We start from the raw sequence: 22,356 nt of genomic DNA on the forward strand, positions 1-22,356 counted from the left end.
CGCTTACTGCGCGGCGCTGATGCGGCCATTACGGGTCTGAACAGAGCCGCCGGGCATGGCGAGCTGCGTGCCATCGATGACCACCCGGTCGTTGGGGGCGAGTCCACCGGTTACAACGCGCAGGCCATCCACGATCGGGCCGAGCGTGACGGGCTTGCTCGCCACCTTGCCGTCTTGCCCGACCACCAGCAGCAGCTTGCGCGTCTGATCCGTCTGCACGGCGGTGTCGGGCACCAGCAGGGCGTCGACCTGCCCGCCGCCGCTCGCCATCCGCATGTTGCCGAACATGCCGGGGCTGAGGAAATTGTCCGGATTGCGGATGATGGCACGGGCGCGGATCGTGCCCGATTGCGGGTCCAGGCCGTTGTCGGTGAAGTCCAACGTGCCGCGACGGCTGTATTCCGTCTCGTCCGCCAGGCGGATCTCCACCGGCGCGCCGTTCGCCAGGCCGTCGCGCCGCCCCTGCAGGAACGATGCCTCCGATCCGTCGAACGTGAAGTAGAGCGGATCGGTCGCGTTGATCGTGGTCAGCAGCGTGGCACTGCTGCCCTCGCCCGCGGACACCAGATTGCCGGGATCGATCCGCCGGTCGGAAATGCGGCCAGCGATCGGTGCGCGGACGGTGGTGAACTCCACATCCAGCGCCCGGCTCTGCACGCGGGCGCGGGCAGCCTCCACCGCGGCGCGGGTGGCGGTGACACGGGCGCGCAGGGCATCGAGCTCGCTGCGGCTGACCGCATCATCCTCGACCAGCCGCTGCGCACGGGCGAGGTCCGCCTCCGCCAGGGACAGATCGCTGCGGGCGGTGGCGACGCCTGCCTGCGCCTCGGCCAGAGCGGCGCGGTAGGGACGCGGATCAATGGTGAAGAGCGGCTGCCCGGCACGGACGATCTCGCCGTCGGTGAAATGCACCGCCGTCACCTGGCCGGAGACGCGGGGGCGCAGCTCCACGCTGCGGCTTGCCTCGAACCGGCCGATGTAATCGTCCCACAGCGTAACCTGACGCTGCAGCGGGGTGGCGACGGTCACCACCGGCTCCAGCGGAGCCACGGCCGGCGCCTCGCGCCCGCCGAGCAACCACCAGGCGAGCACCAGCACCGCCAGGATCGCGGCGATCCAGCCGGCAAGGCGCAGGCGTGGGCGCGAAGCGCCCGGCACCGTTCCCACGGTGTCGCGGGGCAGGTCGCTGATCGGGATGGGGGTCATGTCGCTCATGGCTCTCTCGCGGATAGCGGGCACGGCACCGCGCCTCCGAAAGCCAGGGGCTGACGGGCGGGACGGGGCAGCACTGCGGTATGGGTCGTCGTGGCTGGAACACACGCGATCACTGCCGGACCGGGCACAACCCTTCTGTCCGTCAGCTCACCCGCTGTTCTATACTGCTAAGTATGTAATCAGCCGTTCAGGCGCAAGAGCCTTTTTGTACCGGCCAGTATTTTTCTGGCGAGATAACGCTCAGCGCCCCGGCCAAAGCGCCAGCGTGGCGTCGGCGACCTTTTCCAGATCCTCCCGCGGAACGCCCTGACTCGCCTGCATGGCGATACCCTGGAAGACGGCGGACAGGTAACGGGTGATCGCCTCCGCCTCGATCGGGACGGTGAAGTCGCCTTCGTCGATCCCGCGCTGCATGCGCGCGACGATCGCCTGACGCGATGATTCGGCGCGGCACTGGATATGGTCACGGATGCCCGCCCCATCGCCATTGCAGGTCATGGTGGCGATCACGCCCAGGCAGCCGGGGCAGTCGCTGGTGATGTTGGCGATGTTCCCGCGCAGCAACCGCTCCGCCACGGCGCGGGCGGTGGGCGCCTCCAGCGCGGCATGGACATAGGCCATCTTCTCCGCCTCGTAGAGGTCGAGTGCCTGCTTGAACAAGGCTTCCTTGTTGCCGAACGCCGCATACAGGCTGGGCCGGGTGATCCCCATCGCCTCCGTCAGATCGGTCAGCGACGCAGCATCGTACCCCTTGCTCCAGAACACGCGCAACGCGGCGGCCAGCGCCTCGTCCGTATCAAATTCGCGCGGTCGACCTCGGGTGGCAAGCTTTTCCATATCAAGCAGTATGTAATAGCGATCGCCTGCAAGTCCAGCAGGTTACCATCACGCCTACGGCGGATTTGTAGCAGCATGACACGGGATCGGCGCCGGGCGGGCCATGATCGCCCGCCGAAGAATGGTGCCCAGAAGAGGACTCGAACCTCCACGCCCTTGCGAGCGCCAGCACCTGAAGCTGGTGCGTCTACCAATTCCGCCATCTGGGCACGGGCGCCTCGGTCATCGCTGCCGGGGCGCTAGGTAGGAGCGGGCCACTAGCCGCGCCATCGCGGGCCGTCAACACGGCAAATCAGATTTCCTGCGCGCTTGCAGCATTGCAGGGCTTGCGGCATGGCACCGGGCACATTCGCAAGGGCCCGCCCCATCGCGGCGGCGGCGCAGGACAGTTTGGAAATGGGCATGGCGCAGCGCGACGATCTTCAGAACAAGCTGGTGGTGCTGATCGGCGGCAGCGGCTTCATCGGCTCGCACGTGGCGCAGGATCTGCTGCGCCGGGGTGCGCGGCTGCGGATCGCGGCGCGCAATCCCGAACAGGCGTACAATTTGCGTCCGCTGGCCAATCTGGGCCAGATGCAGTTCGCCCGCTGCGACGTGACGAAGCGCGACAGCATCGCCCATGCGATGCAGGGCGCTGATGCCGCCGCCTACCTGGTCGGCACATTCGGCAAACAAGCGCAGGCGCTGCAGGCCGATGGTGCCGGGATGGCCGCATCCTACGCCGCGCAGCAGGGTGCGACGGCCTTCACCTACGTTTCCGCCATCGGGGCCGAGGCGGGCAGCGACAGCCTGTATGCCCGCAGCAAGGCGGATGGAGAGCGGCAGGTGCTGGAGGCGTTCCCCGCCGCCACGATCCTGCGCCCCTCCGTGCTGTTCGGGGAGGATGACCAGTTCATCAACATGTTCGCCCGGCTGATCAGCCAGTTCCCGCTGCTGCCGGTGTTCGGCGCCGAAGCCCGCCTGCAGCCGGTGTGGGTCGATGACGTCGCCGCCGCGGTCACCGCGGCGCTCACCGATCCGCAGCAGCATGGCGGCAAGACATACGAGCTGGCCGGGCCGGACGTGCTGACCATGGGCGAGATCAACCGGCGCCTCGCCGCGGCGCAGGGGCGCGACCGCAAGTTCTGGAACGTGCCGGATGGCCTCGCCGGCGTGTTCGCCAGCCTGCCGGGTACGCCGATGGGCCCAGACCAGTGGAAGCTGCTGCAACGTGGCAGTGTGGCCAGCGGCGCCATGCCGGGTCTGGCGGACATGGGCATCACCCCCCACCCGCTCAGCCTGTTCCTCGAGCGCTGGATGCTGCGCTACCGCAAGGCGGGCCGATTCGGGATCAAGACCGAAAGCGCCTGATCAGGGGATCAGCGGCGTTCCCGTGCTCTCGGGCTTCGCCAACGGTTCCACGACGAGCACCGTGCCGCGCACCCCGGTGACGCGGACGCGCTGCCCTGTCGGCAGGTCGGGTCCTTCCGCCAGCCACTCGCCATCGCCCAGTCGCACCCGGCCCTGCCCGTCCGTCAGCGGCTCCACCACCAGCGCGACCTGTCCGATGGCTTGTGCCCCACGCCGGTTCAGCAAGGGATCGGGCCCTTCCAGCGGCTGCCGCTGCAGGAAACGGCGGGCGGAGAATACGGCGATGAGCGACAACGCGACGAAATCAATCACCTGCATGGGCAGGCTCGGCTCCACGAAGGCGGTCAGCACGCCGGTGGCGATGGCGGCGAGGGCCAGCCAGATCAGGTAGACGCCGGGCACCAGCATCTCCGTACCCGCCAGCACCAGCCCCAGCGTGATCCAGACCCAGTGCGCCTCGATCCCGCCGAAACCGTCCATCAGCGGCGCACCACCGGCACCCCGGCCGGGGACGCGGCAGATGGCGGCGGGGCGGACACGTTCTGCCCGGCAGGATCACCCTTCCCCAGCACCTCCTTGGCCAGTTCACCGATGCCACCCAGAGTACCCATCAGCTGGGTCGCCTCCATCGGGAACAGGATGGTCTTGGCATTGGGTGATTCGGCGAACTTGGCGATCGCGCGGGTGTATTCCTGTGCCACGAAGTAGTTGATCGCCTGAGCACCCGATTGGCCGATCGCGTCGGAGACGAGCTGCGTCGCCTTGGCCTCCGCCTCCGCCCCGCGCTCGCGCGCCTCGGCCGCGCGGAAGGCGGCTTCGCGCTTGCCTTCCGCCGACAGGATGGCGCTCTGCTTCTCGCCCTCGGCGCGCAGGATGCGGCTGGCGCGGTCGCCTTCGGCCTCCAGGATCTCGGCGCGCTTCAGCCGCTCGGCCTTCATCTGGCGGGCCATCGCCTCGCTGATGTCGATCGGCGGGCGGATATCCTTGATCTCCACGCGCGTGATCTTGACGCCCCAAGGGCTGGTCGCGTGGTCGACGACGCTCAGCAGCTTGGCATTGATCTCGTCACGCTTGGACAGGGTCTCGTCGAGGTCCATGCTGCCCATGACGGTGCGCAGGTTGGTGGTGGTCAGCGCCATGATCGCGGTATTGAGGCCGTAGACCTCGTACGCCGCCTTGCCCGCGTCCAGCACCTGGAAGAACACCACTGCATCGACGCCGACCATCGCGTTGTCGCGCGTGATGATCTCCTGCCCCGGGATATCGAGCACCTGTTCCATCATGTTGATCTTGCGCCCGACGCGATCAACGAAGGGCACGATCAGGTGCAGGCCAGGTTCGGCGGCCAGAGTGAACTTGCCCAGCCGTTCGACCGTATAGACGTAGCCCTGCTGGACCACGCGCACCGACATGAATAGGAACACCAGCAGCACCAGCACCAGTGCCACGAGCGCATAGATCATCGTAATTCCTCCACCCTACCCCCGGCATGGTAGCCAAGGGCGGGGTAGGGGCAAGTGAAACCGGCGATCAGTTGCCGGAGCGCGAGGCGCGCTTGCGCTCGTTCGGGTCGAGGTAGCGCTTGCGCAGGCGGACGCTTTGCGGCGTGACCTCCACCAGCTCGTCGTCCTGGATGTAGGCGATGGCCTGTTCCAGCGTCATCTTGCGCGGCGGGGTCAGGCGGATGCCCTCGTCCTTGCCGCTGGCGCGGAAGTTGGTCAGCTGCTTGGACTTGAGGGGGTTCACCTCCAGATCCTGCGGCTTGGCGTTCTCGCCGATGATCATGCCTTCGTACAGCTTCTCGCCCGGGGAGACGAACAGCACGCCGCGATCTTCCAGCGCGTTCAGCGCGTAGGCGACGGCCTCGCCCTGCTCCATGGAGATCAGCACGCCGTTCTGGCGGCCGCTGATCTGGCCCTTGTAGGGGCCGTACTTCTCGAACAGGCGGTTCATGATCCCGGTGCCGCGCGTATCGGACAGGAATTCACCGTGATAGCCGATCAGGCCGCGGCTGGGCGCGGAGAAGGTGATGCGGGTCTTGCCGGCGCCGCTGGGGCGCATGTCGGTCATCTCCGCCTTGCGGTTGGCCATCTTCTCGACGACGGTGCCGCTGAACTCCTCGTCCACGTCGACCACGACCGTCTCATAAGGCTCTTCGCGGTTGGCGCCTTCGCCCTTGAACAGCACGCGGGGGCGGCTGATCGACAGCTCGAACCCTTCGCGGCGCATGTTCTCGATCAGGACGCCCAACTGCAGCTCGCCGCGGCCGGCGACCTCGAAGGCGTCCTTCTCGGCGCTCTCGGTCAGACGGATGGCGACGTTGGTCTCGGCCTCGCGCTCCAGCCGGTCGCGGATCACGCGGCTCTGCACCTTGTCGCCCTCGCGCCCGGCATAGGGGCTGTCATTGACGGCAAAGGTCATGGAGAGGGTCGGCGGATCGATCGGCTGCGCATGGACCGGCACGCTGACGGTCGGATCGCACAGCGTGTTCGACACGGTGGCGACGGTCAGACCGGCGATGGCGACGATGTCGCCCGCCTTGGCGTGCAGCACGGGCACACGCTCCAGCCCTTCGTAGGAGAAGATCTTGGTCGCGCGGCCGGTCTCCACCACCTTGCCGGTGACGTCCAGCGCCTTGATCGGCATGCCCACTTCCAGCCGGCCGCTTTCCACGCGGCCGGTCAGGATGCGGCCAAGGAAGTTGTCGCGGTCCAGCAGGGTCGCCAGCATGGCGAAGGCGCCGTCCTCGTCGAGGTCCGGCGCGGGGACGTGGCTGACAATCTTCTCGAACAGGGGCAGCAGGTCGCCCTCGCGCACGTCCTCCGTCAGGCCGGCATAGCCGTTGCGGCCGGAGGCGTAGAGGACGGGGAAGTCGAGCTGTTCGTCATTGGCGTCGAGGCTGACGAACAGGTCGAACACCTCGTCCAGCACCTCCGTCGCGCGGGCGTCGCTGCGGTCGATCTTGTTGACGACCACGATCGGCTTCAGGCCCAGGCCCAGCGCCTTGCCGGTGACGAACTTGGTCTGCGGCATCGGCCCTTCGGCGGCGTCCACCAGCAGGATCACGCCATCGACCATGGACAGGATCCGCTCCACCTCAGCGCCGAAGTCGGCGTGGCCGGGGGTGTCGACGATGTTGATGCGGTGGCTGCGCCATTCGATGCTGGTCGGCTTGGCGAGAATCGTGATCCCGCGTTCCTTTTCCAGGTCGTTCGAGTCCATCGCGCGTTCTTCCACGCGCTGATTCTCGCGGAAGGTGCCGGACTGGCGGAACAGCTGGTCGACAAGGGTGGTCTTGCCGTGGTCGACGTGGGCGATGATCGCCACGTTGCGCAGGGACATGCGTTGTATGCTTTCGGTAAGGGAAGGAGTGCTGGCGCGCCCCTTAGCCGCGATGTCGCGATGCAACAAGGGCGGTGGCACAAGCGGAAGTTGACACTAAGTTGACACCTCCCGCACGGCCCGGCCGTCATGAACGGCCGGACGTGGGAGACCGCAGCGGGTCATGCCACACCGTGTATCGCGGCGCAGGGGTGTAGGAAAATCCGGCGGTGCCTTGCCCTGCCCCGCACGCCCGCTAGACCAAGCGGCAGGCAGCCAGAGGATTACGGGCGATGTGCGAGCAGGATCATGTTGCAACCATGCGCGCCGGGCTGAGCCGGCGGCAGTTCGGCGCGATGGCCGGCTTCGGCGTGCTGGCAGCCTGCGCCACGCCGGAAGCGGGCGCCGCGGCCGGCCTGACCGAACGCACCGTCACTTTCCCGGCCGATGGCGCGACCATGGACGCCTTCTGGGTCCATCCGCGCGACGGCCGGCATCCGGCGGTGATCCTGTGGCCGGACATTGCGGGCCTGCGCCCGGTGTTCGAGATGATGGGCCGGCGGCTCGCCAGTGAAGGCTATGCCGTGCTGGTGCTGAACCCCTATTTCCGGGACCGCCCCGCGCCCCAGTTCGCCGATTTCGCCGCCATTCTGGAGGCGGGCATGGCAACAGTCGCCCCCTGGCGCGCGAAGAACGATGCGGCGGGCGTGACGCGCGCGGCGCGCGACGTGGTGGCCTGGCTGGACACGCAGGAGGCGGTCGATACCACGCGCGGGATCGGCAATCAGGGTTATTGCATGGGCGGCCCCTACACCGTGTGGACCGCCGCCGCCGTACCGGCGCGGTTGAAGGCGGCGGCGAGCTTCCATGGCGGCGGCCTCGTCACCGATGCGCTCACCAGCCCGCATGCCGTGCTGAAGGACACGCAGGCGCAGTACCTGATCGCCATCGCGCAGGACGATGATGCCAAGGCGCCGGACGCCAAGGGCGCCTTCCGCACGGCGGCGGATGCGGCCGGCCGCCCGGCGCAGATCGAGGTATTCGCCGGCGACCATGGCTGGACCGTGCCGGACAGCCCCAAATATGCCGAGGCGGAGGCTGAGCGCGCCTGGGCGGCGCTGCTGGCGCTGTACGAGCGGTCGCTTTGACCGAGCGACCGGCAGGTGACGGCGCTGTCGTAACCCGTACGACCACTGATTTGCCGACCATCGCCGCCATGCTGGTGTCGCTGGTCGGCATTGGCACGATCTTCCTGTTCAACGACCCGACGCCATTGCTGCTGGCGCCTGGGCCGGACCTCGACTGGCCGCTGGGCCTGTTCGGCGCCGCAGCCGGATTATGGGCGGCGCTGCGTATTGGCCGGTTGCCCAACGTTCGGCGTCAGACGCTGGGCCGCATCTCGCTGATTGTCATGATCCCGTTGCTCCTGGGCTACGGAATGGCAAATGCCGGCAGCCGCCTGCAGGAAGCCTTCGCGTTCCGGCAGGGAACGACGATGGAGCAGGTCGTCGTCAAGGTGCTGACGACCGACCGGCGGGAAGGACGCAAGTTCCCCCGGAAGCGATATCACACGGCGACTGTGGCGAATCCGTTGCAACCGGGGAACTTCGAGATCGACATCGATGCGGCGACGTTCGGTCGGATCGAGCCGGCGGGTACCTGTGCCCGGATCATGATCGAACGCGTGCCGAGCGGGGCCGCGCGCCTGATCCGGCCGCTTGACTGGAACGTGGCCTGCCCTGGCGCGAGCGGGCCCGCTCAGGCGTAGGCGCCCGACATGTCGGCGAACTCCTCGGTATCGATCGTCGCCCGGATGCCTTCGCCATAGCGGTGGCCACGGACGGTGGCCTGGTTGATGAGCACGCCGGCTTCCGCCAGCACCTCCTCCGACACGGTTACCGCCGGCGCGGCGTAATTGTCGGAGAGGTGCGTCAGGCTGGTGGTGCCGGGGATCGCGTGGACGTGACCGCCCTGCCGCAGCAGCCAGTGCAGCGCCAGTTGCGCGGGCGTCACCCGTGCCTCCGCCGCGAGCGCCGCGAAGCCCTGCACCAGCCGCAGGTTCTCCGGCCAGTTCTCCGCGGAGAAGCGCGGCATGGTGTGGCGCAGGTCCTTGGGGTCCAGCGTGGATGGGTCGGTCAGTTCGCCGCCCAGCGCGCCGCGGCCCACCGGGCTGAACGCGACCAGCGCGATGCCGAGATCGGCACAGGTGTCCTTCACCGCGAGTTCGACGTTGCGGGTCCACAGCGAATATTCGGTCTGCACCGCCGCCATGGGGTGCACGCCATGCGCCTCCCGAATGTGGGCCGCGCCCCATTCGGACACGCCATAGGCGCCGATCTTTCCCGCAGCGATCGCGTCGGCCAACGCGCCTACCATGTCGGCGACCGGCACTTTCGGATCGAACCGGTGCATGTAGAACAGGTCGATGTGGTCGGTGCCGAGCCGCTTGAGGCTGTCCTCCAGCGAGCGGGTCATTGCTGCCGGGCTGCAGTCGATCGCGCGCCGGGCACCATCGACCACGATGCCGGTCTTGCTCGCCAACAGGAACTCGCCTCGGCGGTGCATGATTGCGCGGGCCAGCAGCTCCTCGTTCGCGCCGCCGCCATAGATGTTGGCGGTGTCGAGGTGATCGTAGCCGAGGTCCAGTGCGCGGTTCAGCAGGCGGACCTTGCCGTCCTCATCCGGCGGGGAACCGTAGGCCCAGGACAGGTTCATGCAGCCAAGGCCCACCGAATGGACCGGCCGACCGGCGAGCAGGCGCTTGGTCGTCACGACCAGCCGTCCTGCCCTTCCAGCTGGCGGGCCAGGTCGCCGATCACGCGGTAGCAATCGAGCACCTGTTCCACCGAGGAGTTCGGCTGGCGCCCTTCCCGGATCGCGGCGACGAATTCGCGGTCCTGCAGTTCGATGCCGTTGTTCGATACGGCCACGTCGGTGAGGTCCACCGGCTCTTCCTTGCCCGTCACCAGATCGTCGTAGCGGGCGATGTAGGTGGCGGTGTCGCCGATATAGCGGAAGAAGGTGCCGAGCGGGCCGTCATTGTTGAACGACAGCGACAGGGTGCAGATCGCCCCGCTTTCGGCCTTCAGCTGGATCGACATGTCCATCGCGATGCCGAGGTCCGGATGCCGGGGCCCCTGCATGGCATTGGCGGCTACGATGCGGCCCGCCTGATAGGCGAACAGGTCGATCGTATGCGCGGCGTGGTGCCACAGCAGGTGGTCGGTCCACGAACGCGGCTGCCCCTTGGCATTCATGTTCTTGCGGCGGAAGAAGTAGGTCTGCACGTCCATCTGCTGCACGGCGAACTCGCCCGCGACGATGCGGTTATGGACGTATTGATGGCTGGGATTGAAGCGCCGGGTGTGGCCGACCATGCAGGTGAGGCCGGTCGCCTGCGCCTTGTCCGCCACCGCCTGCGCATCGCCCCAGCTGTCGGACAGGGGAATTTCCACCTGCACGTGCTTGCCCGCCTCCATGCACTGGATCGCCTGTTCGGCGTGCATCTGCGTGGGAGTGCACAGGATCACGGCGTCGACTTCGGGCAGCGCCAGCGCCTCTGCCAGCTCGGTGCCCGAATGGACCGCGCCGTACTTCGCGGCGACCTCCGCCGCCTGCTCGGCGCGGCGAGAGATGACGGAGGCGATCGTCACCCCGTCGATGTTCCTGAGGCCATCGAGATGCTTTTCGCCAAAGGCGCCGGCGCCGACAAGGGCGATACGCATGGGGGTACTCCTGTGTGGGGGTTCAGGCGACGGGGGTGTCCGCCACCTCGTTCTTCAGCACCAGGTGGCCCAGCGCCGTGTTGGAACAGGGGACATGGTAATGGCGGTGCAGTTCGGTGACGGTGCCCTGCAGCGCGCCGCGCATGATCAGCCACATGACCATCTCGATCCCCTCGCTGCCGGTCTCGCGCAGATATTCGATATGCTCGATCGTGCGCAGCTTTTCCGGGTCGCTGGTCATCAGGTCCAGGAAGTTCTGGTCCCATTCCTTGTTGATCAGGCCGGCGCGCGGGCCCTGCAGCTGGTGGCTCATGCCGCCAGTGCCCCAGATGTGGATGTTCAGATCCTCCGGATAGCTTTCCACCGCGCGGGCGATCGCCTCCCCCAGCATCCAGCAGCGATTGCCGGACGGCGGGGGATAGGTGACGACGTTGACCGCGACCGGCACGACCTTCACCGGCCACTTGTCCGGCGTGCGGTTGTCCGCGCTGTCGAAGATCACGTCCAATGGCACGGTCAGGCCGTGGTCCACCTCCATCTCGTTGATGATGGTGATGTCGAATTCGTCCAGGATGCAGCTTTGCGCGATATGCCAGGCAAGGTCGGCATGGCCGGGCACCGGCGGCACCGGGCGCGGGCCCCAGCCCTCGTCGGCGGGACGGTATTCCTCCGCACAGCCGATGGCGAAGGTGGGGATGATCTTCATGTCGAAGGCGGATGCGTGGTCGTTATAGACCAGGATCACGACGTCGGGCCGCTCCTGCGCGACATATTGCTTGGTCCAGTCGTAGCCGGCGAAGATCGGCCGCCAATACGGCTCGTCCGTGCGGCCTTGGTCGATCATCGCGCCGATCGCGGGGATGTGGCTGGTGGCGATGCCGTGGGTAATGCGTGCCATGGTTCAGTACTGCCCCTTGATCGAACGCTGCCCATGCGGGGAGCGGCCGCCGCCCACCATCATCTGGAAATATTCCTCCTTGGTCATGCCCGTCATGGTGCTGACCGCATCCTGGAAGCTCAGCCGGTCGGTCGAGAACAGCTTGGCCAGGAAGTAGATGTTGCCGCCAAGGTCCAGCAGGCGGTTGTAGTCGCGGTCGATCACCGCCTGCTTGATCTCGTCCGAGAGCTGCCATTCGTCGAGATAGGCGCGCTGGTCGGCCAGGAAGCGGGTGCGGTTGTCCTCCTTCATCAGGCTCATGGCGAACTGGTTCAGGTGGTATCCCTGCCGCGCGCGGCGGGCGGTGTAGACGCGGGTGCCGGGAATGTCGTCGAATTCGGCGAGGTAGGCCGCCACGTCGCGCGGCATGGTCTGTGTCACGGCTTGCTCTCCCAGGTGTACTGAAGCGGCGCCTCGCGGAAAGCGAAGCGGTCCAGGTGCCGCTCGATCACGCCGCGCAATTGTTCGTTGCGGTCGGCATCGCCCGTCACCAGCGTGATGGCGATGCCGTCACTCTGTGCGGTCATCACCGCATTGTCGTGCTCGGCGAAGGGGAAGGCGGCGACCTGCCCCTCCCCATCCCAGCTGGCGGCCATCTTGTGACCCCAATGCTTCACCAATTGCTGCAGGTAGCGCGCCGGTTGCGTGCACGGGGCGAAGCCGGTGGCGACAAACCCCGTCACAGCCCGCGCGCCGTCAGCAGCGCGTCCAGCCGAGGGTAGACCCGGCGGACATTCGCTTCAAAAATGGCGTGCTTGTCCGCCGCCGGGATGTCGAGCGCGTCGACGTAGCGCTTCGTGTCGTCGAAATACTGGCCGGTCTCGGGGTCGATGCCGCGCACCGCGCCGACCATCTCGCTGCCGAACAGGATGTTCTTGGTCGCGATCACCTTGGCCAGCAGGTCGATGCCCGGCTGGTGGTAGACGCAGGTGTCGAAGAACACGTTGTTCATCAGGTGATCGGCCAGCGGCGGCTGCTTCAGCATGTCGGCCAGGCCGCGATATCGGCCCCAGTGATACGGCACCGCGCCGCCGCCGTGGGGAATGATGAAGCGCAAGGTCGGGAAGCGGCTGAAGAGGTCGCCCTGCAGCAATTGCATGAAGGCGACGGTGTCCGCCGCCAGGTAATAGCCGCCGGTCGCGTGCATCGCCGGGTTGCAGCTGCCCGAGACGTGGATCATCGCCGGCACGTCCAGCTCCACCATCGCCTCGTAGATCGGGAACCAATACGGATCGGTCAGCGGCGGATGGTCGAAGTAGCCGCCGCCAGGATCGGGATTGAGGTTGCACACGACGAAGCCCAGTTCCGTCACGCAGCGGCACAGTTCGGTGACGCTTTCGGACAGGTCGGCACCCGGGCTCTGCGGCAGCATGCAGCCGCCGACGAAAGTGTCGGGGAACAGCTGCGTCACGCGCCAGATCAGGTCGTTGCAGCGCCGCGCCCATTCGGCGGCCACGGCCTGGTCGCCGACATGCGGTTCCATCGCGCTGGCGCGGGGGGAGAAGATGGTGAGGTCGGCGCCGCGTTCGCGGATCAGGCGGAGCTGGTTGTCCTCGATCGTCCGGCGGATCTCGTCATCGGTGATCTCGGGATAAGGCGGCGGCGCCTCGCCCGCCTTGAACGCGGCCTTCTGCGCCACGCGCCATTCGTCATGCGCCTTGGGCAGGACGGTGTAGTGGCCGTGGCAGTCGATGATCAGCGTCATGCGGGTTGCGATCCCTTGCTCGCGCCGGCGCGCCGCTGCAGCCGGACGGTGCCGCCGGTCATCACCGGCTCCACGCCCAGGTCCGCCAGTGTGCGCGCGGCCTCCTCCATCTCCGCCGCGCGGCGCAGGCCGTGCGTCGCCATCCGCTCCCGGTTGTAGGCGATCCGCTCCGCCCAGGGCAGCGGCTTCTCCGATGCGTCGAGCGAGGTCATCACCTCCTCGAACACGCCGGCCGCGTCGGCGGCGGCAGCGCATTCGTGGCTAAGTGCCTCGAGCCCCTTCACCATGACGGAACGGATCATCTTGATCGCGGAGGCACGGCCGACCGCGTCGCCCACGATCCGCCGGCGGGTGAAGCCGAGCCGCGCCAGCAGTGCATCGGCCCGGCCTGCTGCGGGCCCGGCCAGCAGCAGCGGCACGGCCAGGTCATGCCCCACGGGCGCCATGACCGAGACATCGACATAGGCCCCGCCCGCCGCCTCTACCGCGGCGGCGGCCGCCTGCTTGGTCGCGGGCGCGACGGAGTTCATGTCGCACCACAGCGCGCCCGCCGGCAACAGGGCGGCGTAATCGCGCGCCGCGTCCAGCGCGCCGTCCGCGGTCACCAGCGACAGCACGATCTCCGCCCCGGACAGCGCCTCACCCGGATCGTCGGCCGGCGCCATGCCGAGCGACGGCATCAGCGCGCGCCGCGCGGGCAGCAGGTCCCAGCCCCGCGCCTGCCCCGCCCAGCCGCCGACGCGGGCAAAGCGGGAACCGGCCTCGCCGAAGCCGATCAGCGTCACGCGCGGATAGGGTGATGGGGATGCCAGACTCGTTATCCTCTCTCTTTGCGCCACTCTACTCAAAGCCGAAGCGGCTTACAAGATATTGCATTAGCGTATAGCAAAACCGGCTTGACGTGAGACCCCGGGCGGGTCCACCCCGCATTGCATAAGCAACAAGGCAGGAGAGTCGCCGGTGGCAGGTGTCGTTGTCCAGAACATCGAACGCGCGGACGCCGGGATCGTCGCCGCGCTGGGCGCATGCGGCGTCGCCACCGTACACGAGGCGCAGGGGCGGATCGGTCTGCTCGCCAGCTATATGCGGCCGATCTATGCCGGTGCGCGGATCGGCGCGTCGGCCGTCACCATCTCCGTCCCGCCGGGCGACAATTACATGGTCCATGCCGCGATCGAGCAATGCCGGGAAGGCGACGTGCTGGTGATCGCGCCGACCTCTCCGTGCGAGGACGGCTATTTCGGGGACCTGCTGGCGACCAGCGCGCAGGCGCGCGGGGTGCGCGGCCTGATCATCGATGCGGGCATCCGCGATGTGCGTGACCTGACCGAGATGGGCTTCCCCGTCTGGGCCAAGCGGGTCTTCGCGCAAGGCACGATCAAGGCCAGCCTCGGCAGCGTCAATGTGGACGTGGTGTGCGCGGGCGCGTTCATCCGGCCCGGCGACGTGATCGTGGCCGACGACGACGGCGTATGCGTGGTGCGGCGGGAGGATGCCGCCGACGTGCTGGCCAAGGCACAGGCGCGCGAGGCAAACGAGGAAGCCAAGCGCCAGCGGCTGGCCAGCGGCGAGCTGGGCCTGGACATGTACGGCTTCCGCCAGAAGCTCACCGACATGGGGCTGAAGTGGGTCTGACGATGGCGCGCGAGGCACCCGTCATGTGGATGCGCGGGGGCACGTCCAAGGGGGCGTTCTTTCTCGCATCCGACCTGCCGGCGGACGCGGGCGAACGCGACGCCTTCCTGCTCGCCATCATGGGCAGCCCCGATCCGCGGCAGATCGACGGCATGGGGGGGGCCGACCCGCTGACCAGCAAGGTCGCGGTGGTCAGCCGGTCGGAGCGCGAGGGCGTGGACGTCGATTACCTGTTCCTGCAGGTCTTCGTGGATCAGGCGCTGGTCAGCGACCAGCAGAACTGCGGCAACATGCTGGCGGGCGTGGGCCCCTTCGCCATTGAGCGCGGGCTGGTCGCGGCCACAAGGGACGAGACCCGCGTCGCCATCCACATGGACAATAGCGGGCAGACCGCCATCGCCACGGTGCAGACGCCGGACGGTGTGGTGACTTACGCCGGGGATGCCCGCATCGACGGCGTGCCGGGCAGTCACGCGCCGGTGCCGCTGGAGTTCCGCGATACCGCCGGATCGAGCTGCGGGGCCTTGCTGCCGACCGGCAATGCGGTGGACGTGATCGAGGGCGTCGCCTGCACGCTGATCGACAACGGCATGCCCTGCATCGTCTTCAGGGCGGCGGACGTGGGCGCCACCGGCACCGAGACGCGCGAGGAACTGGAAAGTGATGCGCTTGCGCCGGTGCGCCAGCGGATCGAGGCGATCCGCTTGGCCGCAGGCGAGCGGATGAACCTGGGCGATGTGGCGGACAAGTCGGTGCCCAAGATGATGCTGGTCGCGCCCCCGCAGCATGGCGGCGCGGTGACGGTGCGCAGCTTCATCCCCAAACGCGCCCATGCCACGATCGGCGTGCTGGGCGCGGTGACCGTCGCCACGGCCTGCCTGCTGGACGGCAGCCCCGCGGCGGAGGTCGCCGAGGTGCCCGACGGCGCGAGGAAGTCGCTCTCCATCGAGCATCCGACCGGGGAGATGACCTGTGTGCTGGAGGTGGACGAAGGCGGCGCCGTCACCAGTGCCGCCCTGCTTCGCACCGCGCGCAAGCTGATGGATGGAATTGTCTATGCCTGATCGCATTACCAGCTGGCACGCCGAACCGTCGAAGCCCGGCTTCGTGCCGCCGCCCGGCGCGGTGGACGCGCATTGCCATGTGTTCGGCCCGCAGGCACGCTTCCCGTTCAGTCCCAAGGCGAAGTACCTGCCCGAAGATGCCGGGCCGGACATGCTGTTCGCGCTGCGCGATCACCTGGGCTTTTCACGCAACGTCATCGTGCAGGCGAGCTGCCATGGCACTGACAATGCCGCCACGCTGGACGCCATCGCCCGGTCCGACGGCAAGGCGCGCGGTGTCGCCGTGGTCGATCCGGCGATCGACGAGGCGGAGCTGCACGCACTGCACGATGGCGGCATGCGGGGCATCCGCTTCAACTTCCTGAAGCGGCTGGTCGACAACGCGCCCAAGGACAAGTTCCTGGAGGTCAGCGGCCGCCTGCCCGCCGGCTGGCACGTCGTGATCTATTTCGAGGCCGACATCCTGGAGGAGCTGCGCCCGTTCATGGACGCGATCCCGGTGCCGATCGTCGTCGACCATATGGGGCGGCCGGACGTGACGCAGGGACCGGACGGCCCCGACATGCTGGCGTTCCGCCGCCTGCTCGACAGCCGGCCCGACATCCATTTCAAGCCGACCTGTCCCGACCGGCTGGACCCCACGGGCGACCCGTGGGACGCCTTCACCGCCGCGGTGCGCCCGCTGGTGGAGGATTATCCCGATCGCTGCATCTGGGGCACGGACTGGCCGCACCCCAACATGCAGGACCGGATTCCCGATGACGGGCATCTGGTGGACATGATCCCGCGCATCGCCCCCACGGCGGAGTTGCAGGGGAAGCTGCTGGTCGACAATCCACACCGGCTCTACTGGGCGAATTGACGCCGCCGGAACCAGCACGCCCCGCAACAATTATTATAATTGAACCATCTGGGCGGCAATTTCCGACCCACCCAGCCGGTCAGGTGGTCTTGCGGGGCGGGCCTTGTCCAGGCGCCGCCCCGCTCCCCGTTCAGCGGCCCCACACCTCCGCCGCGACGTCCACCACCAGGCGGATCTTGGCGGCCTGCTGTTCCACGCTGATGTCGTTGCCATGCACCGTGGAGGCGAAGCCGCATTGCGGGCTGAGCGCCAGATTGTCGATATCGGTGAACTTGGCGGCCTCCTCGATCCGGCGCAGCACGTCGTCCCGGTTCTCCAGCTCGCCCAGCTTCGTGGTGACGAGGCCCAGCACCACCGTCTTGCCCTTGGGCAGGAAGCGCAGTGGTGCGAAGTCGCCGGAACGCGGATCGTCATATTCCAGGAAGAAGGCGTCGATCGCCAGCTCGTTGAACATGATCTCCGCCACTGGTTCGTACCCGCCCTCCGCGGCCCAGCTGCTGCGGAAATTGCCGCGGCACAGGTGGACGGCGCGGATCATGTCGGCCGGCGCGGAGGCGAAGCTGTCATTGATGAGCTGGGCGTAGCGGCGGGGCGTCGCGTCCGGGTCGATCCCGCGCGCGCGCGCATCCGCCCGCTGGCTGTCGTCGCACAGATAGGCGAGGTTGGTGTCGTCCATCTGGATGTAGCGGCAACCCGCCGCCGCCAGACTGTCCACCTCCGCCCGGTAGGCGGCGGCGACGTCGGCGTAGAAGTCCTCCATATCCGGGTACACATCGGCCGGGATGCCGTCCCGCCCGGCGCGGAAATGCAGCATGGTGGGGCTGGGGATCGTCACCTTAGGCGTGCGCGTGGTCTGCCCGGCCAGATAGGTGAAGTCGGCCAGCTGGATCGGTGCGCGGTGCGCGACCTTGCCGGTGACGACCATCTTGGGCGGGGCGAAGTGGACGTCCTTGCCCGCGTCGTTCTTGAACGCCTTGGCCATGCCGCCCTGTTCCTCGACCCCGTCCAGTTGCAGCAGGAAGTCGGTGTGGAAGAAGTAGCGGCGGTATTCCCCGTCGGTGATCGCCTGCAGGCCAAGCCCTTCCTGCCAGCGCACCAGGTCGGCGATGGCGGCATCCTCCACCTCCCGCAGGGCGGCGGCATCGGTCGTTCCCGCGGCGCGGCCATCGCGCGCCTCGATCACGGAACGCGGACGCAGGAAGGAGCCGACGTGGTCGGCACGGGAAGGCAGCTTGGTCATGATGGGCACCCGGTTGACGTGAAGCGCGCGCCATAAGCAGGCGACCGCGCCCCGTGCAACCGGGATGGCCGGTCAGGCCGGGGGATCAGAACGGGATGTCGTCGTCCAGATCGTCATAGCCGCCGCTGCTGCCGCCCCCACTGCCGGAGGTCTGGCCCCATTCGCCGCCCTGGCTGCCGCCGCGACCGGACGATCCGCCGCCCCCGCCCCCGCCGCGGCCGTAATCGCCGCCGCCGGAACGCTGGCCACCACCGCCGCCGCCGCTACCGCCCTGGCCGCCGCCCGGCCCGTCCAGCATGGTCAGCGTGCCATTGAAGCCGCGCAGCACGATCTCCGTCGAGTAGCGATCATTGCCCGACTGGTCCTGCCACTTGCGGGTCTGCAACTGCCCTTCGACGAATACCTTGCTGCCCTTGCGCAGGAAGCGTTCGGCGACGCTGACCAGCCCTTCGGAGAAGATCGCCACGGTGTGCCATTCGGTGCGTTCCTGCCGCTGGCCCGACTGGTCCTTCCAGTTTTCGGTGGTGGCGATGCGCAGGTTGCACACCTTGCCGCCGTTCTGGAAGCTGCGCACTTCCGGGTCCTGCCCCAGATTGCCGATCAGCATGACCTTGTTGAGGCTGCCCGCCATTGTTCTTCCCTTGGATCAGAGGCCGGCAGCGACCGCCAGCCAGTAAGTGACGCCGGCCGCCATGTAGGCGAGCACGAACAGGTAGATTAGCATCACCAGCGGCCACTTCCACCCGTTGGTCTCCCGCCGGGCGACCGCGATTGTGGACAAGCATTGCGGCGCGAACACGAACCACGCCAGGAAGGCCAGCGCCATCGGCAGGGTCCAGCGTGCCGCCAGTTGCCCTTCAAGCGCGATCGCCGCCGCATCCTCGTCCTCCGCCGCGACGGCGTAGGTGGTGGCGAGGGAGGAGACCGCCACTTCGCGCGCGGCCATCGCGGGGATCAGCGCCAGTGCCATGTCGCGGTTGAAGCCGATCGGTTCCACCACCACGGCAAGGCCGTTGGCGATGTGCCCGGCGATGCTGGCGTCCACCTGATCCTCCCCCGGCGCGGCCTGGGGGAAGCTCAGCAGCAGCCACAGCGCGACCGTGACGGTGAAGATGATCGTGCCTGCCCGCCGCAGGAAGATCCACGCGCGCTGCCACAGGCCGATGGTGATGTCGCGCAGCGATGGCCACTGGTATCGCGGCAGTTCCATGATGAAGCCGCTGGCGCCACCCTTCGCCACGCTGCGGCGCATGACCCACGCCACCAGCAGCGCGCCGACGATGCCGGCCACATACAGCGCGAACAGCACCAGGCCCTGAAGCCCGATGCCCGGCCCTACGCTGCGCGCCGGGATGAACGCGGCGATGATGACGGCATAGACCGGCAGGCGCGCCGAACAGGTCATCAGCGGGGCAATCATGATGGTGGTCAGTCGGTCCTTGGGATCGGCGATCGCCCGCGTCGCCATGATGCCGGGGATGGCGCAGGCGAAGGATGACAGCAGCGGAATGAAGCTGCGGCCCGACAGGCCCACGCCCGCCATCAGCCGGTCCATGATGAAGGCGGCCCGCGCCATGTAGCCGGACTGTTCCATCAGCAGGATGAAGGCGAACAGGATCACGATCTGCGGTAGGAACACGACCACCGATCCCACGCCCGCCAGCACCCCTTGCGTCAGCAGGTCGCGCGGCAGGCCGGCCGGCAACACCGCCTCAGCCTGCGTGGAAAGCCAGCCGACCGCCCCCTCCAGCCCGTCGGCGAAGGGCGTCGCCCAGGCGAACACCGCCTGGAACATCACGAACAGCAGGGCGAACAGGATGGCCGGCCCGGCCCAGGGATTCAGCAGCAGCCGGTCCAGCCGGGTATGCAGGCGGTGCGCCCCGCTTTCCGCCAGCACCGCACGGCCCGCCATCATCCGCGCGGCGAGGCGCCGCTCCGTCGCGCCAAGCTCCCGCACGTCGGCGCGCGGTTCGGCCGGGCGGCTGCGCGCCACGTCGAGCGCGGCGACCAGTTCCTCCAGCCCGCGGCGGCGCACGGCGACGGTCGGCACGACCGGCACGCCCAATGCCGTGGCGAGGGCGGCAGGGTCCAGCACCAGCCCGTCGCGTTCCGCCATGTCGATCATGTTCAGCGCCACGACGGTCGGGCGGCCAAGGGCGATCACCTCCTGCGCGAAGACCAGGTGCTGTTCCAGATTGGCGGCGTCCAGCACGATCACCAGCACCTGCGGCTGCGCCTGCCCCGGCTGTTCGCCCAGCACGACGCGGCGGGTCACCTCCTCGTCCGGGCTGGCGGCATCGAGCGCGTAGCTGCCGGGCAGGTCGAGCAGTTCGGCAGGTTCGCCGCTGGGCAGCACCAGCCGACCCGCCTTGCGCTCCACGGTGACGCCCGGATAGTTCGCGATCTTCTGGCGCGCGCCGGTCAGGGCGTTGAACAGCGCGCTCTTGCCCGCATTGGGATTGCCGACCAGCGCGATGGTGAGCGGCACGCTCATGCCCCCGCCCCGTCGCGCGACACGGTGATCGCGCAAGCATGTGCGCGGCGCAGCGCCACCACCATGCGCCCAATTCGCAGGGCCAGCGGATCAGCCCCGGCGAAGATGCCGCGATGCGCCACGCTGATCGTGGCGCCCGGCTCCACCCCCAACGCGCGGAGGCGCTTCGCCTCCTCCGGCACGAACGCAGCCCAATCGACCGCGGTGATGCGCGCGGGCTGTTCACGCGGCAGCAGGTCGAGCGTCAGGGAGTCACGAGCGATGGGGGGCGCAGAACTGTCCATGTGCCGGTGGCGCGTGGCACAGGCGGTCGCTTCCTGCAACCGGCTCGCAGCAAACGCCTATCGTCAGAAATTTTGTTGCGCCATCTTGTGCAACCAAATGGTTAATCTAACGTTTAGGTTAGAGAAGGATGCTTGTTAGCAAAGGTTTAGAGAACGCCATGAGCGCGCCCCGTACCGTCACTGCCACCCGTTATGATCCCAAGCCTGATCTGATCGGTGCGATGCATGGCAAACCCGGGCAATGGTCGGGCCTGACCCGACTCGGCGTGATCGCCGGCCTGTGTGTGCTTGGCTGGTCGGCGATCCTGATCCCGATCCTGTAAGGGCGATCGTCGACGCCCCTATCGCGCAGGATACCGCAACCGCCCTAGAAAACGCACCGGATCGAAACGCTCGCGCGGGCGCAGCAGTTGCGCCTTGATCTTCTCGAACCGCATCACCCCGTCCAGCCGCCGATCCAGGAACGCGCGCGTTTCCGCCTGTTCATCGCTGTCGTCGTTCACGAACACGGCCAGCGTGCTGCCATAGACGGCCAGCAGCGTCGTCCGCTTCGTATAGTAGTTATAGTCCGTGGCGGTGTCGCCCGCCATGCGCCACATCAGGTCCGCGCTGTTCCAGCCGGCTTTCAGCGAGCGCGCGGCATTCTGCGGCAGGGCCTGGACGGCGATCGCCCGACGCAGCGCCTCCCGCTGGTGGCCGGCCGCCTGCAGCCGGAACAGCACCAGGGCGCGGATTCGCTCGCGCACCTTCATTGCCGCCAGGGTCTCCGCCGGGAAGGCAGCCTGCATCGCCACGTCGATGGAGGCGATCCAGCCGCCGATCATGTCGATCGCCCCACCGGGGTAGGCGAGCCGCGCCACCGCCAGATCGACACCGGCCATCTCCGCCGCCGACACCAGCGCCACGTCGCTCCATCCGTCGAACGCGGCCATGTCGGCGATCAGCGGGGCGAGCGCCACGGCAAGCTCGTCCAGCGTCATCTCCGCCATGGAAGTGGTGTCGATCACCGTCATCGCCCCGGCACCGTCCATCAGAAGCTCGGCCCGTAGGATGCGCGGGCGCCCTCCCGCTCCTCCGGCGGCTTCGCGCTGCGCTCGATCTCCGCCAGCGTGACGCTGTTGTTGCCGTCAAGCTCCGCGTAATCGCGGGCGGAGCGGCCGGAATTGTCCACCCGGTCTGGGTCGGCGCCCGCCTGCAGCAGGGTGCGCATCAGCCCGGTGTCGCGTTGGTGGACCGCGGACATCAGCGGGGTTTCCCCAGCCGTATTCTGCTCATCGACGCGCGCGCCCGCGCGCACCAGCGCCGCGACGCCTTCGTCGAAGCCGATCTGCACGGCGCGCAACAGCGGCGTCACCCCGCGATTGTTCGCCATGTTGGCATTGGCGCCCCGCGCCGTCAGGAAGTTGATCCAAGTCACGTCCCGCCGGTCCACCGCGATGTGCAACGCATTGTGCCCGTCCGTGATGTCCCGCGAATTGATGATGGTCGACCCGCCCGGGCCAGCCAGCATCTCGATCACCTTGGTGCCGTCCTTCTTCTTGACGGCTTCCAGGAACTGGTAGCCCGGGGAATAATTTTGCGCCGCGGCCGGCAGGCTGGTCAGCGCCACGCCGCCGGGCACCAGCAGCGCCGTCGCCAGCACGCCCCGTGTCACCATCGCCACCCTGTTCACCGCGCGCATCACACT

The 22,356-nt window shown here is 68.0% G+C and carries 25 protein-coding genes and 1 tRNA gene; 7 read left to right on the plus strand and 19 right to left on the minus strand.

Features of this window, described 5'->3' with window-relative positions:
- Positions 1 to 3: 3 nt before the first annotated feature.
- From V5740_RS09440 to V5740_RS09450, 3 genes are all read right to left on the minus strand, one after another.
- Complete coding sequence (locus V5740_RS09440; RefSeq protein WP_347302234.1) at positions 4 to 1,215, minus strand: efflux RND transporter periplasmic adaptor subunit; 1,212 nt, start codon at positions 1,213 to 1,215, stop codon at positions 4 to 6.
- A gap of 240 nt (positions 1,216 to 1,455) precedes the next feature.
- Positions 1,456 to 2,052 (minus strand): TetR/AcrR family transcriptional regulator, encoded by a 597-nt coding sequence (locus V5740_RS09445; protein WP_347302235.1) that lies wholly within the window; start codon positions 2,050 to 2,052, stop codon positions 1,456 to 1,458.
- Between the two features lie 122 nt (positions 2,053 to 2,174).
- A tRNA-Leu gene (locus V5740_RS09450) sits at positions 2,175 to 2,261 on the minus strand.
- Positions 2,262 to 2,385: 124 nt separating this feature from the next.
- Between V5740_RS09450 and V5740_RS09455 the strand changes: the two genes are divergently transcribed.
- The gene (locus V5740_RS09455; protein WP_347302236.1) at positions 2,386 to 3,402 is read left to right on the plus strand and encodes a complex I NDUFA9 subunit family protein; all 1,017 of its coding nucleotides are present in this window, start codon (positions 2,386 to 2,388) and stop codon (positions 3,400 to 3,402) included.
- On the opposite strand, the gene V5740_RS09460 is transcribed toward V5740_RS09455, so the two are convergent.
- The 3 genes from V5740_RS09460 to typA all read right to left on the minus strand — a co-directional run bounded on the left by V5740_RS09460 (position 3,403) and on the right by typA (position 6,744).
- The gene (locus tag V5740_RS09460; protein ID WP_347302237.1) at positions 3,403 to 3,882 is read right to left on the minus strand and encodes an NfeD family protein; all 480 of its coding nucleotides are present in this window, start codon (positions 3,880 to 3,882) and stop codon (positions 3,403 to 3,405) included.
- A complete protein-coding gene (locus V5740_RS09465; protein ID WP_347302238.1) occupies positions 3,882 to 4,865 on the minus strand; it encodes an SPFH domain-containing protein in 984 nt (327 codons plus the stop codon). The genes V5740_RS09460 and V5740_RS09465 overlap by 1 nt, the downstream gene beginning before the upstream one ends.
- A gap of 67 nt (positions 4,866 to 4,932) precedes the next feature.
- The gene (gene typA / locus V5740_RS09470) at positions 4,933 to 6,744 is read right to left on the minus strand and encodes a translational GTPase TypA (RefSeq protein ID WP_347302239.1); all 1,812 of its coding nucleotides are present in this window, start codon (positions 6,742 to 6,744) and stop codon (positions 4,933 to 4,935) included.
- Positions 6,745 to 7,043: 299 nt separating this feature from the next.
- Here typA and V5740_RS09475 point away from each other — a divergent pair, with 299 nt between their 5' ends.
- A complete protein-coding gene (locus V5740_RS09475; protein WP_347302240.1) occupies positions 7,044 to 7,871 on the plus strand; it encodes a dienelactone hydrolase family protein in 828 nt (275 codons plus the stop codon).
- Positions 7,872 to 7,939: 68 nt separating this feature from the next.
- A complete protein-coding gene (locus V5740_RS09480) occupies positions 7,940 to 8,491 on the plus strand; it encodes a hypothetical protein (protein ID WP_347302241.1) in 552 nt (183 codons plus the stop codon).
- Here V5740_RS09480 and V5740_RS09485 read toward each other — a convergent pair.
- From V5740_RS09485 to V5740_RS09515, 7 genes are read right to left on the minus strand one after another with little or no spacing between them, the layout of a single operon-like run.
- A complete protein-coding gene (locus tag V5740_RS09485) occupies positions 8,482 to 9,495 on the minus strand; it encodes an aldo/keto reductase (RefSeq protein WP_347302242.1) in 1,014 nt (337 codons plus the stop codon). The genes V5740_RS09480 and V5740_RS09485 overlap by 10 nt on opposite strands.
- Positions 9,492 to 10,448: a Gfo/Idh/MocA family oxidoreductase gene (locus tag V5740_RS09490; protein WP_347302243.1), complete on the minus strand. Its 957-nt coding sequence runs from the start codon at positions 10,446 to 10,448 to the stop codon at positions 9,492 to 9,494. Before V5740_RS09490 ends, V5740_RS09485 begins: the two co-directional genes overlap by 4 nt.
- Before the next feature lie 22 nt (positions 10,449 to 10,470).
- On the minus strand, positions 10,471 to 11,346 hold the full coding sequence (locus V5740_RS09495; RefSeq protein WP_347302244.1) for a class III extradiol dioxygenase subunit beta: 876 nt from the start codon (positions 11,344 to 11,346) through the stop codon (positions 10,471 to 10,473).
- Between the two features lie 3 nt (positions 11,347 to 11,349).
- Positions 11,350 to 11,754, minus strand: coding sequence for a protocatechuate 4,5-dioxygenase subunit alpha (gene ligA / locus V5740_RS09500; protein WP_347304490.1), 405 nt, complete (start codon positions 11,752 to 11,754; stop codon positions 11,350 to 11,352).
- Between the two features lie 8 nt (positions 11,755 to 11,762).
- Positions 11,763 to 12,068, minus strand: a complete 306-nt coding sequence (locus tag V5740_RS09505) for a DUF2218 domain-containing protein (RefSeq protein WP_347302245.1) — start codon at positions 12,066 to 12,068, stop codon at positions 11,763 to 11,765.
- A complete protein-coding gene (locus V5740_RS09510; protein ID WP_347302246.1) occupies positions 12,065 to 13,090 on the minus strand; it encodes an amidohydrolase family protein in 1,026 nt (341 codons plus the stop codon). The genes V5740_RS09505 and V5740_RS09510 overlap by 4 nt, the downstream gene beginning before the upstream one ends.
- Positions 13,087 to 13,875, minus strand: a complete 789-nt coding sequence (locus tag V5740_RS09515) for a DUF1932 domain-containing protein (protein WP_347302247.1) — start codon at positions 13,873 to 13,875, stop codon at positions 13,087 to 13,089. The genes V5740_RS09510 and V5740_RS09515 overlap by 4 nt, the downstream gene beginning before the upstream one ends.
- A gap of 175 nt (positions 13,876 to 14,050) precedes the next feature.
- Between V5740_RS09515 and V5740_RS09520 the strand changes: the two genes are divergently transcribed.
- The 3 genes from V5740_RS09520 to V5740_RS09530 are packed head-to-tail and all read left to right on the plus strand — an operon-like array spanning position 14,051 to position 16,651.
- Positions 14,051 to 14,725, plus strand: coding sequence for a 4-carboxy-4-hydroxy-2-oxoadipate aldolase/oxaloacetate decarboxylase (locus tag V5740_RS09520; RefSeq protein ID WP_347302248.1), 675 nt, complete (start codon positions 14,051 to 14,053; stop codon positions 14,723 to 14,725).
- A gap of 2 nt (positions 14,726 to 14,727) precedes the next feature.
- Positions 14,728 to 15,789 carry a 4-oxalomesaconate tautomerase gene (locus tag V5740_RS09525; RefSeq protein WP_347304491.1) on the plus strand — a complete coding sequence of 354 codons (1,062 nt, stop codon included), beginning with the start codon at positions 14,728 to 14,730 and terminating at the stop codon, positions 15,787 to 15,789.
- Positions 15,782 to 16,651, plus strand: a complete 870-nt coding sequence (locus V5740_RS09530; protein WP_347302249.1) for an amidohydrolase family protein — start codon at positions 15,782 to 15,784, stop codon at positions 16,649 to 16,651. Before V5740_RS09525 ends, V5740_RS09530 begins: the two co-directional genes overlap by 8 nt.
- A 130-nt stretch (positions 16,652 to 16,781) precedes the next feature.
- On the opposite strand, the gene V5740_RS09535 is transcribed toward V5740_RS09530, so the two are convergent.
- The 4 genes from V5740_RS09535 to V5740_RS09550 form a co-directional block, all read right to left on the minus strand.
- Positions 16,782 to 17,891 (minus strand): 5-methyltetrahydropteroyltriglutamate--homocysteine S-methyltransferase, encoded by a 1,110-nt coding sequence (locus V5740_RS09535; protein WP_347302250.1) that lies wholly within the window; start codon positions 17,889 to 17,891, stop codon positions 16,782 to 16,784.
- Between the two features lie 85 nt (positions 17,892 to 17,976).
- On the minus strand, positions 17,977 to 18,522 hold the full coding sequence (gene ssb, locus V5740_RS09540) for a single-stranded DNA-binding protein (RefSeq protein ID WP_347302251.1): 546 nt from the start codon (positions 18,520 to 18,522) through the stop codon (positions 17,977 to 17,979).
- A gap of 15 nt (positions 18,523 to 18,537) precedes the next feature.
- A complete protein-coding gene (locus V5740_RS09545) occupies positions 18,538 to 20,385 on the minus strand; it encodes a ferrous iron transporter B (RefSeq protein ID WP_347302252.1) in 1,848 nt (615 codons plus the stop codon).
- A complete protein-coding gene (locus tag V5740_RS09550) occupies positions 20,382 to 20,633 on the minus strand; it encodes a FeoA family protein (RefSeq protein ID WP_347304492.1) in 252 nt (83 codons plus the stop codon). Before V5740_RS09550 ends, V5740_RS09545 begins: the two co-directional genes overlap by 4 nt.
- Positions 20,634 to 20,827: 194 nt before the next feature.
- Here V5740_RS09550 and V5740_RS09555 point away from each other — a divergent pair, with 194 nt between their 5' ends.
- On the plus strand, positions 20,828 to 20,992 hold the full coding sequence (locus tag V5740_RS09555) for a hypothetical protein (protein ID WP_347302253.1): 165 nt from the start codon (positions 20,828 to 20,830) through the stop codon (positions 20,990 to 20,992).
- 18 nt (positions 20,993 to 21,010) lie between these two features.
- Here V5740_RS09555 and V5740_RS09560 read toward each other — a convergent pair whose 3' ends face one another.
- Both V5740_RS09560 and V5740_RS09565 read right to left on the minus strand, forming a co-directional pair.
- A complete protein-coding gene (locus tag V5740_RS09560) occupies positions 21,011 to 21,700 on the minus strand; it encodes a COQ9 family protein (RefSeq protein ID WP_347302254.1) in 690 nt (229 codons plus the stop codon).
- The gene (locus V5740_RS09565) at positions 21,700 to 22,350 is read right to left on the minus strand and encodes an ankyrin repeat domain-containing protein (protein WP_347302255.1); all 651 of its coding nucleotides are present in this window, start codon (positions 22,348 to 22,350) and stop codon (positions 21,700 to 21,702) included. Before V5740_RS09565 ends, V5740_RS09560 begins: the two co-directional genes overlap by 1 nt.
- Between the last annotated feature and the right edge of the window lie 6 nt (positions 22,351 to 22,356).

The organism is Croceibacterium sp. TMG7-5b_MA50, from assembly GCF_039830145.1.
GTDB lineage: Bacteria > Pseudomonadota > Alphaproteobacteria > Sphingomonadales > Sphingomonadaceae > Croceibacterium.